Genomic DNA, 15576 nt, shown 5'->3' on the forward strand with positions numbered 1-15576 from the left:
CCGGGAAATGCCCGGTCGCGGTTCAGTGGAAGGAATCTCCACACGCGCACGAGCCCTGCGCGTTGGGGTTGTCGATCGTGAAGCCCTGCTTCTGGATGGTGTCCTCGAAGTCGATCGAGGCGCCGTCGAGGTAGGGCTCGCTCATCTTGTCGACGACGAGCTCGACGTCGCCGAACTCCTTGACCAGGTCGCCGTCGAGCACGCGCTCGTCGAAGTAGAGCTGGTAGATGAGGCCGGAGCATCCGCCGGGCTGGACCGCGATGCGCAGACGCAGGTCGTCGCGGCCCTCCTGGTCGAGCAGGCTGCGCACCTTGGTCGCGGCGGTGTCGGTCAGCTTGACGCCGGTGGGCACGACCTCGTCGGTCTGCGGGGCGGTGAGGGTCGTGTCAGACATGCGGACAGTGTACGTCGCGGGTCTGCCCGGCGCAGGATGCGTGCCGCCCCCGTCACGGGGACGAGGACGGGGGCGTCGCGGAGTCGGGAGTGTCGCGCCGGCTCAGCCGCGGGCGTCGAGCCGCGAGAGCAGCAGCGCCTCGGAGAGGATCGCGCGGTGGAACGAGCCGAGGTCGAGCGACTCGTTCGGGCTGTGGGCGCGCGAGTCGGGGTCCTCGACGCCGGTGATGAGGATCTGCGCGCCGGGGAAGCGCTCGACGAGCGAGGCGACGAAAGGGATGGATCCGCCCGCGCCCATCTCGACCGGCTCGGCGCCCCATCCCTCGCGCATCGTGTCGAGGGCCTCGGCGGCGGCCCAGCCGGAGGTGTCGACGAGGAAGGGATCGCCCAGGTCGACGTCGGCGAACTCGACGCGGGCCCCGAACGGCGCGTGGGCGAGCAGGTGCTCGCGCAGCGCCTCCCACGCCTGCTGCCCGGTCTGGCCGGGGGCGACGCGCGCCGACAGCTGGAAGGTCACGGTCGGGATGAGCGTGTTCGAGGCGTTCTTGATGCTGGGCGCGTCGACGCCGGTGATCGTCACGGTCGGCTTGTCCCACAGCCGGCTCAGGATCGTGCCGTTGCCGATCGGCTGCGCCTCGGGCAGCAGGCCGGTCTCGCTGCGCAGCTGCGCCTCGTCGTAGGCGGGCGTCTCGGCCTCGCGCGTGGTCATGCCGGCGACCGCGACCGATCCGTCCTCGGCCCACAGCGTGTTCAGCAGGCGCACGGCGGCGAGCATCGCATCCGGCACCGCTCCCCCGAACATGCCGGAGTGCGACGCGTGCTCGAGGGTCGTGACCTTCACCTGCACGCGGACGTTGCCGCGCAGGCCCACCGTGAGCGCCGGGATCTCGGTCGACCAGTTGCCCGAGTCGGCGACGACGATGACGTCGGCCGCGAGCTGCTCCTGGTGGTCGGCGAGGAACTGCTCGAAGGAGCGGGAGCCGAATTCCTCCTCGCCCTCGAAGAACAGCACGATGCCGAGGTCGAAGTCATCGCCGCGGGCGTCGACGAGCGCGCGGATCGCGGCGAGATGCGAGGCGATGCCGGCCTTGTCGTCGGCGGTGCCGCGGCCGTAGAGACGGCCGTCGCGGGTGGTCGGCTCGAAGGGCGCCGACTCCCACAGCGACTCGTCGCCGACCGGCTGCACGTCGTGGTGGGCGTAGAGCAGGATCGTCGGACGGCCGTTGCGGGCGGCGCGCGTGGCGAGCACGGCGGGCTGGCCGAGCTGATCGGTTCCGGGGATCGCCGACTGCTCGATCGACACCGACTCGAAGACGCCGAGCTCGCGCACGAGCTCGGCGATCGCCTCGGCGCTGCGGCGCACCTCGGCGTGGTCGAAGCCCTCCCACGCGATCGAGGGGATGCGGGCCAGACGCGAGAGCTCGGCGATCGACGCCGGCAGGGCGGCGTGGACCGATTCGGCGATCCGCTCGGCGTTCGGGGTGGTAGACGACGGGCTCACGGGATCGCTGGAGGACATGCGGGTAATCTTAAGCGTCGCCGTCGAGCATCCGCTCCGGCGCATCCACCCTTTCGACCGAGGACCGCACCGTGGCCAGGACTCCCCGCAACACCGAGCAGCCGGCGGCTGAGACGCCGCTCGAGCTCGACCCGAAGCTCGACGCCAAGAAGGGCAAGGCGACCCCGACGCGCGCCCAGCGCGAGGCCGAGCGCCTGCGTCCGCTGGTTCCGAACGACCGCAAGGAGGCGGCGCGCGCGAACCGCGACAAGCAGGCCGCCGAGCGCGAGAAGGCCCGCGTCGGCCTGGCCGCCGGCGACGAGAAGTACCTGCCGGTGCGCGAGCGCGGGCCGCAGAAGAAGTACATCCGCGACTACGTCGACTCGCGCTTCAGCATCGGCGAGCTGGTGCTGCCGCTCATGTTCCTCGTGATCATCGTGAGCTTCCTGCCGAGCTTCATCCCGGCGATCCCGCAGGAGTTCTCGGCCTGGTCGCTCTACGCCGTGTGGGGCTTCCTCGTGCTGGCGATCATCGACTGCGTGATCATGACGCAGCTGCTCAAGCGCCGCCTGCGCGAGCGCTTCGGCGACAAGGCGGAGCGCATCGGCCTCTACGCCTCGATCCGCGCCCTGCAGTTCCGCATGCTGCGCATGCCGAAGCCGCAGGTGAAGATCGGCCAGGCGATCGACTGATCACCGCTCGCTCGAGCGAACGCGAGAGCCCCGGTCCGCTGATGCGGGCCGGGGCTCTCTGCTGCTCGGGGCGGGGATGCGCGACTCAGCTCGCGCTCGAACGCAGGCGGGCGAGACCCCGGCTGATCTGCCGAGCCCAGAGCGGGCCGCGGTAGAGGAATCCGGTGTAGCCCTGCACGAGGTCGGCTCCCGCATCCAGTCGTTCCTGCACCTCGGCGGCCGTCTCGACGCCGCCGACCGAGATGATGCAGATCTCGCGCGGCAGCTCGCCGCGCAGCAGCTTCAGCAGCTCGAGCGAGCGCGCGCGCAGCGGGGCTCCGGAGAGGCCGCCGGCGCCGGCCGCCTCGACGACCGAGCTCGAGGTGCGCAGCTTCGCCCGCGACAGGGTCGTGTTCGTCGCGATGATGCCGGGCAGGCCGAGCCGCACGACGAGCGCCGCGATCCCCGTGGCCTGCTCGTCGTCGACGTCGGGCGCGATCTTGACCAGCACCGGCGTCGCCTCGGCCGCGTCGCGCACGGCCGCGAGCAGCGGCTCGAGCACCTCGACCTCCTGCAGTCCGCGCAGGCCGGGCGTGTTCGGCGAGCTGACGTTGACCACGAGGTAGTCGGCGAGCGGCGCGAGCAGGCGGGTGCTCGTCAGGTAGTCGTCGGTGGCGGCATCCACATCGACGACGCGGCTCTTGCCGATGTTGACGCCGATGACCGGGCGGCCGGGCACGCGGCGCAGCTTCTCGAGTCGCGGCCGGATCGCCTCCGCACCCGCGTTGTTGAAGCCCATGCGATTGATGACGGCGCGGTCGGGGATGAGCCGGAACAGTCGCGGGCGCGGGTTGCCGGGCTGCGCGATCGCCGTGACCGTGCCGATCTCGACGTGCCCGAAGCCGAGCGCGCCGAGTCCGAGCACACCGCGCGCCTCCTTGTCGAAGCCGGCGGCGACACCGAAAGGCGAGTCGAAGCGCAGACCGAGGGCCTCGACCTGCTGCCCGGCCGGCGGCTTCGTCACGGCGCGGGCGATCGAGCGGAGCACGGGGGCGCCGAGCGCGCGGATCACGACGAAGGCGAGGTGGTGGGCGTCCTCGGGGTCGAGGCGGGACAGCACGAGGCGGAAGAGCGTGGGGTACATGCGCTCAGTCGAGCTTCGCCGCGGTCGAGCCGGCGCCGTCGCCGTGCTCCTCACGCAGGGTCGTGATCGCCGACTCGAAGTCGTCGAGGGAGTCGAAGGCCTGGTAGACGCTCGCGAAGCGGAGGTAGGCGACCTCGTCGAGCTCGCGCAGCGGCGCCAGGATCGCCAGGCCGATGTCGTTCGCCTCGATCTGCGAGGCGCCGCTCGAGCGGATCGTCTCCTCGACCTTCTGCGCCAGCAGCGAGAGGTCGGCGTCGGTCACCGGGCGACCCTGGCAGGCCTTGCGCACGCCGAGCACGACCTTCTCGCGGCTGAAGGGCTCGACGACGCCCGAGCGCTTGATCACGCTGAGGCTCGCGGTCTCGGTCGTCGAGAAGCGGCGCCCGCACTCCGGGCACTGGCGACGGCGCCGGATGCTGGTGCCGTCATCGCTCGTGCGCGAGTCGATCACGCGGCTGTCGGGGTGGCGGCAGAAAGGGCAGTACATGGCGGCACCAGGGTATCCGGCGCGGGGCCCCTCGCGTGCGCGAGGATGGGGCACGTGCCCGAAGCAGTCCCCGCCCCCTCCCCCGCCGAGCGCATCGTCGACGACGTCTCCGCGTTCAAGATCGCGTTCCGGCGCCTCGCCGCCGGCGTCTCGGTGATCACGACCCTCGATCCCGAGGGACGGCCGCGCGGGTTCACGGCCACCTCGCTCGCCTCGCTCGCCGCGGTGCCGCCGCTGGCGACGTTCAACATGGCCCGCACCGCGAGCACCTGGCCGGCCGTCGACGCGGCCGAGCACGTCATCATCCACCTGCTGGGAGCGGCCAACCGCGAGGTCGCGGGCATCCTCTCCGGCCCGCAGGAGAAGCGCTTCGAGGGCGACCACTGGGCGCCCGGACCGCACGGCCTGCCGCTGCTGAAGAACGTGCCGGCCTGGATGCTGGCGCGCGTCGTCGAGCGCCACCACGTCGCCGGCGGCGCCGTGGTGGTCGTGCAGATCGAAGACGGCGGACTCGGCGGGCCGGACGACGCGATCGTCTACCACGAGCGCGCCTACTTCACACCGTCGATCCCCGCCTGACGCCGTCGCGTCGGCCCGTCCCCCGCACCGCCCCATCCAGGAGGTCCCGATGACCGATCAGATCACCGCCGAGCTGCGCGCCCTCGAGCCGCTGTTCCACGTCGTGCCGGCCGGCTCCGCGCGTGAACAGGTGAGCGAGCTGGTCGCGGAGGAGTTCTGGGAGATCGGCGCCTCGGGCGCGATCTACTCGCGCGAGGCCGTGATCGACGCCCTGGCCGAGCGCGGCGAGACGCCGAACGACGCGAACTGGGAGGTCAGCGACTTCGCCGCCCGCGAGCTCGCCGACGGGCTGTGGCTCGCGACCTACCAGCTCGTGCAGGATGCCGGGCGCACCTCGCGGCGCACCACGATCTGGCGCCGGGTCGACGGCCGCTGGGCCGCCGAGTTCCACCAGGGCACGCTGATCTGATCCCGGCGGGGTTCACTCCCCGAGCGGCTTGTGCATCCGGTAGTTCACGAGCTCGACACCGTGCCGCACCGGGCGCTGCTCGGTGATCACTTCGAAGCCGCGCGCCGCGAAGAACGGTCGCGCCGTCACGCTGACGCTGCTGCTGAGCTCCGCAGCTCCCCGGGCGCGCGCCCGGTCGGCCACCTCGGCGAGCAGCGCCGAGGCCACGCCGCGGCCGCCGTGGTCGGGATGCACGAACAGCATGTCGATGTACCCGCTGTCGTCGACGTCGGTGAAGCCCACGACGCTGCCGCCGACGATGGCGACGATCGTGTCGGAGCGGCGCCGCGCGGCATCCCAGTCGATGACGGAGCGCTGCTCGGGCGCCGCCCACGCGGCGATCTGCTCCGGCGTGTAGTCGGCGGATGCCGTGCACGTGATCGCGGCCAGGAAGACCGCGAGCGTCATCTCGGCATCGGCCGGACCGTAGGGCCGCAGCAGCACGGTCACGGGTGCATCGACATCGATCGGAGCAGACAGCGGAGCCTCACACCACGCAGTTCGGCCCGAGCAGGCTCTTCAGCTCGCCGTAGAGGTCAGCCGTCACCGACACCGGGAACGGCACCTCGAACATCCGCGCCAGATCGCCGCGCACGAGCCGCAGCCGCACCTCGTTGTCGCCGGCGTGCCGGATCAGCACATCGTTGAGCCGCGTGACCACCTCGGTCGTCGCGCGGTGCTCCTGCATCGAGATCACGAGCGGGCCCGAGCCGAGCGACGCACCGAGATCGGGCGTGAACATGCTCTGCGCGTGCAGGCTCTTGCCGTCGTCGCGCATGCTCACGCGGCCGCGGATCACGACGACCGAGTCGCTCGTCAGAGCCGGGGAGAACTCCTGGTACGTCTTGCCCAGGAACATGATGCTGATCTCGCCGCCGAAGTCCTCGAGCTCGACGATGCCATAGGGGTTGCCCGAGTTGCGCGCGATGCGGTGCTGCACGCCCGTGAGCAGACCCGCGACGGTGACGATCTCGCCGTCGCCGATCGTCTCGCTCGCGAGCAGGTCGGCGATGCCCATCTGCGCGTGCTTGGCGAGCAGGATCTCGAGGCCGGCCAGCGGGTGGTCGCTGACGTAGAGGCCGAGCATGTCGCGCTCGAAGGCGAGCTTGTCGCGCTTCGACCACTCCGGGCGCTCGGGCACGTGGTCGACCGCGTCCGGCTCATCCCACAGGCTGTCGAAATCGAAGCCGACCTGACCGTTCGCCTCGTTGCGCTTCACCGCGACCGAGGCCTCGACGGCCTCCTCGTGGATCTCGACGAGCGAGCGCCGGGTCGCGCCGAGCGAGTCGAAGGCGCCCGCCTTGATGAGCGACTCGACCGTGCGCTTGTTCGTCGCCTGCAGCGGCACCTTGCGCAGGTAGTCGTGGAACGACGTGAACCGCCCCTTCTCCTCGCGCGCCTGCCGGACGTGCTCGACGACGTTCGAGCCCACGTTGCGCACCGCGCCGAGACCGAAGCGGATGTCCTCGCCCACCGCCGAGAAGAAGTTGATCGACTCGTTCACGTCGGGCGCGAGCACCGTGATGCCCATGCGGCGGCACTCGTTGAGGTAGAGCGCGAGCTTGTCGCGCGCATCGCCGACACTCGTCAGCAGCGCGGCCATGTACTCGGCCGGATAGTGCGCCTTGAGGTACGCGGTCCAGTAGCTGAGCACGCCGTAGGCGGCCGAGTGGGCCTTGTTGAAGGCGTAGTCGGAGAACGGGAGCAGGATCTCCCAGAGCGTCGCGACCGCGGCATCCGAGAAGCCGTTGTCGTTCATGCCCTTGCGGAAGCCCTCGTACTGCTTGTCGAGCTCGGACTTCTTCTTCTTGCCCATGGCGCGGCGCAGGATGTCGGCCTGACCGAGCGAGAACCCGGCGACCTTCTGCGCGATCGCCATGACCTGCTCCTGGTAGATGATCAGGCCGTAGCTGGTCTCCAGGGTCTCGCGCAGCGGCTCCGCCAGCTCCGGGTGGATCGGCGTGATCGCCTGCTGGCCGTTCTTGCGCAGGGCGTAGTTGATGTGCGAGTTCGCGCCCATGGGGCCGGGGCGATAGAGCGCGATGAGGGCCGAGATGTCTTCGAAGTTGTCGGGCTTCATCATGCGCATGAGCGAGCGCATGGGGCCGCCGTCGAGCTGGAACACGCCCAGCGAGTCGCCGCGCGCCAGCAGGTCGTAGGCGTCGCGGTCGTCGAAGTCGAGGTCCTCGAGCACCGGGCGGAATCCGCGGTTCGACTCGATGTTGTCGAGGGCGTCGTCGATGATCGTGAGGTTGCGCAGCCCCAGGAAGTCCATCTTGATCAGTCCCAGCGACTCCGCGGCGGGGTAGTCGAACTGGGTGACGATCTGGCCGTCCTGCTCCCGCTTCATGATCGGGATGATGTCGATGAGCGGGTCGGACGACATGATCACGCCGGCCGCGTGCACGCCCCACTGGCGCTTCAGCCCCTCGAGGCCGAGGGCCGTCTCGAAGACCTTCTTTGCATCCGGGTCGCTGTCGATGACGGCGCGGAAGTCGGCCGCCTCCTTGTAGCGCTCGTGCTTGGGGTCGATGATGCCGGCGAGCGGGATGTCCTTCGCCATGATCGGCGCCGGCATCGCCTTCGTGAGCTTCTCGCCCATGCCGAAGGGGAAGCCGAGCACGCGGCTGGAGTCCTTGAGCGCCTGCTTGCTCTTGATCGTGCCGTAGGTGACGATCTGCGCGACGCGCTCCGAGCCGTACTTCTCGGTGACGTACTTGATGACCTCACCGCGCCGACGCTCGTCGAAGTCCACATCGAAGTCGGGCATCGAGACGCGGTCGGGGTTGAGGAAGCGCTCGAAGATCAGGCCGTGCCGAAGCGGGTCGAGGTCGGTGATCTTCATCGCGTAGGCGGCCATCGAGCCGGCGCCCGAGCCACGGCCCGGTCCGACGCGGATGCCGTTGTCCTTCGACCAGTTGATGAAGTCGGCGACGACGAGGAAGTAGCCGGGGAAGCCCATCTGGGTGATGACGCCGACCTCGTAGTCGGCCTGCTTGCGCACCTCGTCGGGGATGCCGCCCGGGTAGCGGTAGTCGAGGCCCTTCTCGACCTCCTTGACGAACCAGCTCTCCTCGCTCTCCCCCTCAGGCACGGGGTAGCGCGGCATGTAGTTCGCGGAGGTGTTGAACTCGACCTTGCAGCGCTCGGCGATCGCGAGCGTGTTGTCGCACGCCTCCGGCAGATCGCGGAAGAGCTGGCGCATCTGCTGCGGCGTCTTGAGGTAGAACTCGTCGGCGTCGAACTTGAAGCGGTTCGGGTCGTCGAGGGTCGACCCCGACTGCACGCAGAGCAGGGCCGCGTGCGAGGTCGCGTCGTGCGCGTGCGTGTAGTGCAGGTCGTTGGTGGCGACCATGGGGATGCCGAGATCCTTGGCGAGACGGATCAGGTCGTTCATGATCCGCTTCTCGATGCCGAGGCCGTGATCCATGATCTCGGCGAAGAAGTTCTCCTTGCCGAAGATGTCGCGGAACTCGGCGGCAGCCTTCACGGCCTCGTCGTACTGGCCGAGCCGCAGACGGGTCTGCACCTCGCCCGACGGGCATCCCGTCGTGGCGATGATGCCCTCGTGGTAGGTCTCGAGCAGCTCGCGGTCCATGCGCGGCTTGAAGTAGTAGCCCTCGAGCGACGCCTTCGACGACAGGCGGAAGAGGTTGTGCATGCCGGTCGTGTTCTCGGCCAGCAGCGTCATGTGCGTGTAGGCGCCCGAGCCCGAGACGTCATCCCCGCCGCCGTCGCCCCAGCGCACCCGGGTCTTGTCGCTGCGGTGCGTGCGCGGGGTGAGGTAGGCCTCGGTGCCGATGATCGGGTTCACGCCCGCGGCGGTCGCCTGCTTCCAGAAGTCGAAGGCGCCGAAGGTGTTGCCGTGGTCGGTGACCGCGACCGCCGGCATCCCCTGCTCGGCGACCGCGCTCACCAGGTCGCCGATGCGCGCCGCGCCGTCGAGCATCGAGTACTCGCTGTGCACGTGCAGGTGGACGAAGGAATCGCTCGAGGCCACGGGCTCGCTTCCGTCAGAGATGGTGGTGAGACGAGGGCCCGTCGCATCGTCGGCGGGCTCTGCGTAGTCAGAGGATAGGCGCGACCTCAGTCAGCGCGCAGGGTCTCGAGCGCGTGTTCCAGATCGGCCGGATAGGCGCTCTCGAAGAGCACGTACTCGCCGGTCGCGGGGTGCACGAACCCGAGCTTCATGGCGTGCAGCCACTGCCGCTCGAGCCCGAGTCGCGCCGAGAGCGTCGGGTCGGCGCCGTAGAGCGTGTCGCCGACGCAGGGGTGCCGCTGGGCGGCCATGTGCACGCGGATCTGGTGCGTGCGCCCGGTCTCGAGATGGATCTCGAGCAGGGTCGCCCGGCGCATCGCCTCGAGGGTCTCGTAGTGCGTGACGCTCGGCTTGCCCTCGGCCGTGACCGCGAACTTCCACGAGGAGCCGGGATGACGCCCGATCGGCGCGTCGATCGTGCCGGTGAAGGGGTCGGGATGGCCCTGCACGACCGCGTGGTAGATCTTGTCGACCGTGCGGTCGTGGAAGGCGCGCTTCAGGCCCGAGTAGGCGTGCTCGCTCTTCGCCACGACCATGAGCCCGCTCGTGCCCACATCGAGCCGGTGCACGATGCCGGCGCGCTCGGCGGCGCCGGAGGTCGCGATGCGGAAGCCCGCGCCGGCCAGGGCGCCGAGCACGGTCGGGCCGTCCCAGCCGCTCGCCGGGTGCGCGGCGACGCCGACGGGCTTGTCGATCACGACCAGGTCGTCGTCGTCGTAGACGATCTCGAATCCGGGCACGAGCTGGGGCACGATCGTCGGACCCGACTTCGGCGTCCAGCTCACCTCGAGCCAGCCGTCGGCGTGCAGGCGGTCGCTCTTGCCGAGCTCGCGGCCGTCGAGGGTCGCCCCGCCGGCCTCGAGCACCTCGACGGCGAAGCTGCGCGAGAAGCCGAGCAGACGGGCGAGGGCGGCGTCGGCGCGCTCCCCCGCCAGGCCGTCGGGCACGGGCAGGCTGCGGCTCTCGGTCACGGGCGGGTCGCTCCGTCGTCGGGGGCGGTGTCGGGAGCGGTGGCCGTCGTCGCGTCGACGCTCGACTCCGTCACGCGGCGCGAGCCGTCGAGCCCGACCCCGCGCAGCACGAGCAGCACGAACAGCGCCATGCCGACCGTGATGCCGACGTCGGCGATGTTGAAGATCGCCGGGAAGCCCCAGACCTGGATGAAGTCGACCACGTGCCCGCGCGCGAAGCCCGGCTCACGGAACAGCCGATCGGTCAGGTTGCCGAGCGCGCCTGCGAGCACGAGCCCGAAGACCACGGCCCAGAGCAGCGAGCGGATGCGGCGTGCATACCAGACGACGAAGCCGACGACGGCGACCGCGGCGATCGAGAAGATCCACGTCATCCCGGTCGCGAGCGAGAAGGCGGCACCGGGGTTGCGCACGAAGTGCAGCTGGAGGAGGTCGCCCAGGAGCTGCTGCGTCGAACCCTCGACCAGGTTCTGGACGATGAGCGCCTTGGTCAGCTGGTCAAGGCCGTAGACGATCCCGGCGACGACGACGATGAGCGCGATCGCCGCGACGCCGCGCCCGCGAACGGGACGCGGCGTCGCGAGATCGTCACTCTCCGCGGGCAAAGCCGCTGCGCTCGGCGCTCTCGGTCACCGGGGCGGCGACGAACGAGGGCACGGCGGCCGGCGTGCTGGCGCCGACGGTGTCGCTCGACTCGGGAGCGAGCGAGCTGGAGCTCTCGAGCTCGCTCAGCTGGCCCTGGATGTAGCTCTTGAGCTGGGCGCGGTACTCCGACTCGAAGCTGCGCAGCTGCTCGATCTCGCTCTGGATGCCGGCGCGCTCGGTCTCGAGCTCGGCCTTCTGCGTCTCGAGCTGGCCGAGGGTGGTGCGCTTCTTCTCGTCGGCGTCGGCGATGGTCTGGCGCTTGGTCTCCTCGCCCTCGGCGACGAGCTGACGCTGCTGCTCCTGCGCGTCGGAGACGACGCGGGCGGCCGTGGCATGGCCCTCGGCGATGAGGGCGTCGCGCTTCTCGACGCCCTCGCGCACGTGGTCGTCGTGCAGGCGGCGGGCGAGCTGCAGCAGGTTGTTCGTCGACGTGGTGTCGGAGACGTGGTCGGGCTCGGGCACGGCGACCGGCGTCGGTGCGAAGGTCGTGGCCTCGGCGGCGGCCGGTGCCGCGGCGACGGGCTCCGGCGTCGGCTCGGGCTCGGCGGCCGCGACCGGCTCCGGCTCGGGGGCGGCGGCGGCCGGGGCGGCGCTGCCGCCGCTGCGCTGCAGCTCGTTGATGCGGGCCTCGCCGGCCACGAGGCGCTGGCGCAGCTCCTCGTTCTCCTGGTTCAGCCGACGCAGCTCGACGACGACCTCGTCGAGGAAGTCATCGACCTCGTCCTGGTCGTAGCCCTCGCGGAACTTGGTCGGGTTGAATCGCTTGTTGACCACGTCTTCCGGTGACAGCGCCATGGCGATACCTCACACTCTCTCAAGGCCTGCGGAACGGCGCGATCTGAGCCAGGCATGCCGGTCGGGTATCGCGCGCTGACGACAACCCTACCGCGCGCGATCGTGACGACGACCTCCGTGCCGGGCCTGTCGTCCCGCAGCCCGGAGCGGAGCCCATCGCACGCCGGCCGCCGCGGGCGAGCGCGCGGCACGCCCGGACACGACGATGCCCTCGCATCCGGGGGGATGCGAGGGCATGCGCGCCTCGCGGCGCCGGGGGTCTCGGGAGCCGAGGCTCAGTGTGCGAAGAAGCCGGCCTCGACGTCGGACTCCGACTCGCTCTGCTCGCCGCTCACCGCGACGTGCTGCGGCGAGAGCAAGAAGACCTTGCTGGTGACGCGCTCGATCGTGCCCTGCAGGCCCTGCGAGAGGCCGCTGGCGAAGTCGATGAGTCGGCGGGCGTCGCCGTCGCTCATCTGGCTGAGGTTGATGATCACCGGGATGCCCTCGCGGAAGCTCTCGGCGATGACGCGGGCGTCCTTGTACTGGCGGGGGTGAACCGTGAGGATCTCGTTCATGTCGCTCGGCGCTGCCGCACGCGCGGGGGTCGGGCGACGCAGCGGCGTCACGGGGGCACGGGTCGGCGCGGCAGCGGCGGGGGCCGGCGCGACAGGCTGCTGGGGGGCCTCAGGCTCGTCGTACTCCTCGTCGGCCAGACCGAGATAGACCATGGTCTTGCGCAGCGGGTTCGCCATTTCGTCCTCCGGGATCGTGGTTCTCGTCGAGATTAACCGCGGGGAGGGCGATTCCCCGTGATTGCCGTGCCGATGCGAAGGTGTGTCGCGCCTTCGAGCACGGCGTCGGCGTAGTCGCCCGACATGCCGGCGGAGATGGCCGTCGCGCCCGGGGCGAGCTCGCGCAGCGCGGTCGAGACCTCGCGCAGGCGCGCGAAGGCGGGACGCGGCTCGGCGCCGAGCGGGGCGACCGCCATGACGCCGACCAGGTTCAGCCCGGCCGTGGCGAGGATGCGCTCGGCCAGGCGCGGCACCCGGCTCGGCGCCGCTCCTCCGCGTCCGGCCTCCCCCGCCTCCGCGGCGGCGTCGGCGTCGGGATCGAGGTCGACCTGCAGGAAGACATCGACCGGTGGGGCGCCGTCGGCCGCGCGGCCGAGCGCATCCACCACCGAGTCGCGGTCGAGCGAGTGGATGACGCGCGCGTACTCGCGCACCTGCCGGGCCTTCTTGCTCTGCAGCTGGCCGATGAAGTGCCAGCGCAGGTCGAGGGCGGCTAGCTCGGCGGCTTTGGGCCCGGCCTCCTGATGCCGGCTCTCGCCGACATCGCGAACGCCCAGATCGGCGAGCTCGCGCACGAGCGACGCCGCATGGAACTTCGTCACGACGATGCGCGTGAGCTCGCCGGGGTCGCGCCCGGCCGCGCGCGCCGCCTCGGCGATGCGGGCGTCGGTCGCGGCCAGGCGGTCGGCGAGCTCGCTCACGGCTTACTTGAGGAAGTCGGGGACGTCGATCTCGTCGTCGTCATCGAAGTCGCGGTCGGCGGCGGGCGCCACAGCCGGCTGCTCGCTCTCGCGCGCGGCCCAGTTGCTGCCGCCGGCCGACTCCGGCGACGGAGCGGGTGCGGCGGCGAGGCGCTCCGCAGTGCTGGCCGCGGCCGGCGGGGTCGCCCCGGGCAGCGCCGCGGCGGCCTCGTCGCGGTCGAAGGCACGCGGCGAGGGTTCGCCGCCGTCGAAGCCCGCGGCGATGACGGTGACGCGCACCTCGTCGCCGAGGGTGTCGTCGATGACGGCGCCGAAGATGATGTTCGCCTCGGGGTGCACGGCCTCCTGCACGAGGCGGGCCGCGTCGTTGATCTCGAAGATGCCGAGGTTCGATCCGCCCTGGATCGAGAGCAGCACGCCGTGCGCGCCGTCGATCGAGGCTTCGAGCAGCGGACTGGCGACGGCGAGCTCGGCGGCCTTGATCGCGCGGTCGGCGCCGCGGCTCGCGCCGATGCCCATGAGGGCGGAGCCGGCCCCCTGCATGACGCTCTTGACGTCGGCGAAGTCGAGGTTGATGAGACCCGGGGTGGTGATGAGATCCGTGATGCCCTGCACACCGGCGAGCAGCACCTGGTCGGCGGTGCTGAAGGCCTCGAGCATCGAGATGCCGCGGTCGCTGATCTCGAGCAGACGGTCGTTGGGCACGACGATGAGGGTGTCGACCTCGTCCTTGAGCGTCGCGACGCCCTGCTCCGCCTGGGCCTGGCGGCGCTTGCCCTCGAAGCCGAAGGGCTTCGTGACGACGCCGATGGTGAGCGCGCCGATCGACTTGGCGATGCGGGCCACGACGGGCGCGCCGCCCGTTCCGGTGCCGCCGCCCTCTCCCGCGGTCACGAAGACCATGTCGGCACCGGCCAGCGCCTCCTCGATTTCCTCGGCGTGGTCCTCCGCCGCGCGGCGGCCGACCTCGGGGTCGGCTCCGGCGCCGAGTCCGCGGGTCAGCTCGCGGCCGACGTCGAGCTTGACGTCGGCGTCGCTCATGAGCAGCGCCTGGGCGTCGGTGTTGATCGCGATGAACTCGACTCCGCGGAGTCCGAGCTCGATCATGCGGTTGACGGCGTTGACGCCGCCTCCGCCGATGCCGACGACCTTGATCACGGCGAGGTAGTTCTGGTTTGACGTCACGGCCGGCCCCTTCGAGGGAAACCTTAAACCTCAACTTGAAGCTTAAGCTTTCCTCATCTGTCGAATCTCAGTGATCACGGTAGGGCGCGATCCCGAGCACGACCTCGACCCGCGGGGCGTGTCGCGCGAAGTCATGTCGCCGAGCCCGCGCGAGGCTCTCGACAGCGAGATCCGCTCGTGTTCGAGCACGGCTGACGGCGTCGCTCAGCGAGGTCGAGCTGGTCGCTCAGCCCGCGCGGAAGACCGCGCTGCCGGGCGCAGAGACGTCGTACGTCCCGGCCGCGCCGCCGTTGACGCCGAGCAGCGCCTGCAGCACCTGCGCCTTGCGGGCCGAGTCGTCGGAGCCGCCCCAGACCACCTTCTGGGCGCCGCCGATCAGAGTCAGCGTGACGTCATCGCGCGTGCGCGCCGTGATGGAGTCGACCTGCGCGCGCTGCGCCTCGGGCATGGCCAGCAGCACGTCGGCCATCGAGCGGAAGGCCGCGCTCTTCGCGTCGTCCGAGGCGGCGAGCTGGATGAGCGGCACGCCCTGCGGCCGCGCATCGCTCTTCTCGACCGTGACGCCCGCCGGATCGACGAGCTCGAAGCCGTCCTTCTTCTGCAGCACCCCGACCGGAACGCGCTCGACGATGTGAATCTGCAGCGTGTGCGGCGGCACGATCGTCGTCGAGTAGCTGCGGATCAGCGAGAAGCCGCTCAGCTGCTTCTCGATGCGGGCGGTGTCGAGCAGCGCGAGCGGGGTTCCCATCTGGCCGTCGACCGCATCCTTCAGCTGCGCCGCATCGAGTCGCGACGTTCCGTCGACGGTGATCGTCTTGAGCGCCAACAGCGGCGAGAAGACCGCGGCCAGCACGATCGCGATCATCGCGAGCACGACCGAGCTCGTCGCGATCAGCACGATGCGACGGTGCCGTGCGCGCCGGGTGAAGCGCCGGACCTCGCGACGCTCCTCGCGACGACGGGCGCGCGCGGCCGAGCGGACCTCCGCCTTCGCCGCGCGTTCGCGCTCGGCAGCCCGGGCGGTTTCGCGGTCGGGTTCGGGACGCGGCGCGCGGGGTGCGCGCTCCGGGCGCGCGGGAGCCGGGCCGCGTGACGGGCGCCCTGCCGGAACGGAGGTCGGCTCGGCGACCGAGGCGGCGCCGCGATCGGGACGACGGGGTGCCGCGCCGGCTGCTGCCGGAGCAGATCCAGATCCAGATCCAGATCCAGATCCAGATGCCGATGCAGACGGTCGTGACGAGGCCGGG

The 15576-nt window shown here is 70.9% G+C and carries 16 protein-coding genes; 3 read left to right on the forward strand and 13 right to left on the reverse strand.

The window, feature by feature from the left end; genetic code table 11:
- Positions 1-22: 22 nt before the first annotated feature.
- A complete protein-coding gene (gene erpA, locus FJ657_RS11360; protein ID WP_141163724.1) occupies positions 23-394 on the reverse strand; it encodes an iron-sulfur cluster insertion protein ErpA in 372 nt (123 codons plus the stop codon).
- A gap of 102 nt (positions 395-496) precedes the next feature.
- On the reverse strand, positions 497-1912 hold the full coding sequence (locus FJ657_RS11365; RefSeq protein WP_141163725.1) for a dipeptidase: 1416 nt from the start codon (positions 1910-1912) through the stop codon (positions 497-499).
- A gap of 71 nt (positions 1913-1983) precedes the next feature.
- Here FJ657_RS11365 and FJ657_RS11370 point away from each other — a divergent pair, with 71 nt between their 5' ends.
- Positions 1984-2583: a DUF3043 domain-containing protein gene (locus FJ657_RS11370; RefSeq protein ID WP_141163726.1), complete on the forward strand. Its 600-nt coding sequence runs from the start codon at positions 1984-1986 to the stop codon at positions 2581-2583.
- 85 nt (positions 2584-2668) lie between these two features.
- On the opposite strand, the gene FJ657_RS11375 is transcribed toward FJ657_RS11370, so the two are convergent.
- Together FJ657_RS11375 and nrdR are read right to left on the reverse strand one after the other, a co-directional pair.
- Complete coding sequence (locus tag FJ657_RS11375) at positions 2669-3706, reverse strand: quinone-dependent dihydroorotate dehydrogenase (protein ID WP_141163727.1); 1038 nt, start codon at positions 3704-3706, stop codon at positions 2669-2671.
- Positions 3707-3710: 4 nt separating this feature from the next.
- Positions 3711-4193 carry a transcriptional regulator NrdR gene (gene nrdR, locus FJ657_RS11380; RefSeq protein WP_141163728.1) on the reverse strand — a complete coding sequence of 161 codons (483 nt, stop codon included), beginning with the start codon at positions 4191-4193 and terminating at the stop codon, positions 3711-3713.
- Between the two features lie 54 nt (positions 4194-4247).
- Here nrdR and FJ657_RS11385 point away from each other — a divergent pair, with 54 nt between their 5' ends.
- Together FJ657_RS11385 and FJ657_RS11390 are read left to right on the forward strand one after the other, a co-directional pair.
- Complete coding sequence (locus tag FJ657_RS11385; RefSeq protein ID WP_255447273.1) at positions 4248-4772, forward strand: flavin reductase family protein; 525 nt, start codon at positions 4248-4250, stop codon at positions 4770-4772.
- 49 nt (positions 4773-4821) lie between these two features.
- On the forward strand, positions 4822-5181 hold the full coding sequence (locus FJ657_RS11390; protein WP_141163730.1) for a nuclear transport factor 2 family protein: 360 nt from the start codon (positions 4822-4824) through the stop codon (positions 5179-5181).
- A gap of 12 nt (positions 5182-5193) precedes the next feature.
- Here the strand turns inward: FJ657_RS11390 and FJ657_RS11395 are convergent, their stop codons facing one another.
- The 9 genes from FJ657_RS11395 to FJ657_RS17220 all read right to left on the reverse strand — a co-directional run bounded on the left by FJ657_RS11395 (position 5194) and on the right by FJ657_RS17220 (position 15227).
- A complete protein-coding gene (locus tag FJ657_RS11395; protein ID WP_255447274.1) occupies positions 5194-5670 on the reverse strand; it encodes a GNAT family N-acetyltransferase in 477 nt (158 codons plus the stop codon).
- A 37-nt stretch (positions 5671-5707) separates the two neighbouring features.
- Positions 5708-9169, reverse strand: coding sequence for a DNA polymerase III subunit alpha (gene dnaE, locus FJ657_RS11400; RefSeq protein ID WP_439653945.1), 3462 nt, complete (start codon positions 9167-9169; stop codon positions 5708-5710).
- A gap of 137 nt (positions 9170-9306) precedes the next feature.
- Positions 9307-10230, reverse strand: coding sequence for an RluA family pseudouridine synthase (locus FJ657_RS11405; RefSeq protein WP_141163732.1), 924 nt, complete (start codon positions 10228-10230; stop codon positions 9307-9309).
- The gene (lspA, locus tag FJ657_RS11410; protein ID WP_255447275.1) at positions 10227-10835 is read right to left on the reverse strand and encodes a signal peptidase II; all 609 of its coding nucleotides are present in this window, start codon (positions 10833-10835) and stop codon (positions 10227-10229) included. The genes FJ657_RS11405 and lspA overlap by 4 nt, the downstream gene beginning before the upstream one ends.
- Positions 10819-11670: a DivIVA domain-containing protein gene (locus FJ657_RS11415; protein WP_141163733.1), complete on the reverse strand. Its 852-nt coding sequence runs from the start codon at positions 11668-11670 to the stop codon at positions 10819-10821. The genes lspA and FJ657_RS11415 overlap by 17 nt, the downstream gene beginning before the upstream one ends.
- A gap of 275 nt (positions 11671-11945) precedes the next feature.
- Positions 11946-12404, reverse strand: coding sequence for a cell division protein SepF (locus FJ657_RS11420; protein WP_141163734.1), 459 nt, complete (start codon positions 12402-12404; stop codon positions 11946-11948).
- 32 nt (positions 12405-12436) lie between these two features.
- Positions 12437-13144, reverse strand: a complete 708-nt coding sequence (locus FJ657_RS11425) for a YggS family pyridoxal phosphate-dependent enzyme (RefSeq protein WP_141163735.1) — start codon at positions 13142-13144, stop codon at positions 12437-12439.
- Positions 13145-13147: 3 nt separating this feature from the next.
- Positions 13148-14329 (reverse strand): cell division protein FtsZ, encoded by a 1182-nt coding sequence (ftsZ, locus tag FJ657_RS11430; protein ID WP_141163736.1) that lies wholly within the window; start codon positions 14327-14329, stop codon positions 13148-13150.
- A 226-nt stretch (positions 14330-14555) separates the two neighbouring features.
- The gene (locus FJ657_RS17220) at positions 14556-15227 is read right to left on the reverse strand and encodes a cell division protein FtsQ/DivIB (protein WP_255447276.1); all 672 of its coding nucleotides are present in this window, start codon (positions 15225-15227) and stop codon (positions 14556-14558) included.
- Positions 15228-15576: the final 349 nt, after the last annotated feature.

Origin of the sequence: Schumannella soli, from assembly GCF_006517435.1 — a bacterium.
Classification (GTDB): domain Bacteria; phylum Actinomycetota; class Actinomycetes; order Actinomycetales; family Microbacteriaceae; genus Schumannella; species Schumannella soli.

Coding starts and splice junctions, on each gene's coding strand:
- dnaE (WP_439653945.1), bottom strand. CDS start 9,169: ATGCTCGACGGCGCGGCGCGCATCGGCGACCTGGTGAGCGCGGTCGCC.
- nrdR (WP_141163728.1), bottom strand. CDS start 4,193: ATGTACTGCCCTTTCTGCCGCCACCCCGACAGCCGCGTGATCGACTCG.
- FJ657_RS11390 (WP_141163730.1), top strand. CDS start 4,822: ATGACCGATCAGATCACCGCCGAGCTGCGCGCCCTCGAGCCGCTGTTC.
- FJ657_RS11365 (WP_141163725.1), bottom strand. CDS start 1,912: ATGTCCTCCAGCGATCCCGTGAGCCCGTCGTCTACCACCCCGAACGCC.
- FJ657_RS11415 (WP_141163733.1), bottom strand. CDS start 11,670: ATGGCGCTGTCACCGGAAGACGTGGTCAACAAGCGATTCAACCCGACC.
- FJ657_RS11375 (WP_141163727.1), bottom strand. CDS start 3,706: ATGTACCCCACGCTCTTCCGCCTCGTGCTGTCCCGCCTCGACCCCGAG.
- erpA (WP_141163724.1), bottom strand. CDS start 394: ATGTCTGACACGACCCTCACCGCCCCGCAGACCGACGAGGTCGTGCCC.
- FJ657_RS11420 (WP_141163734.1), bottom strand. CDS start 12,404: ATGGCGAACCCGCTGCGCAAGACCATGGTCTATCTCGGTCTGGCCGAC.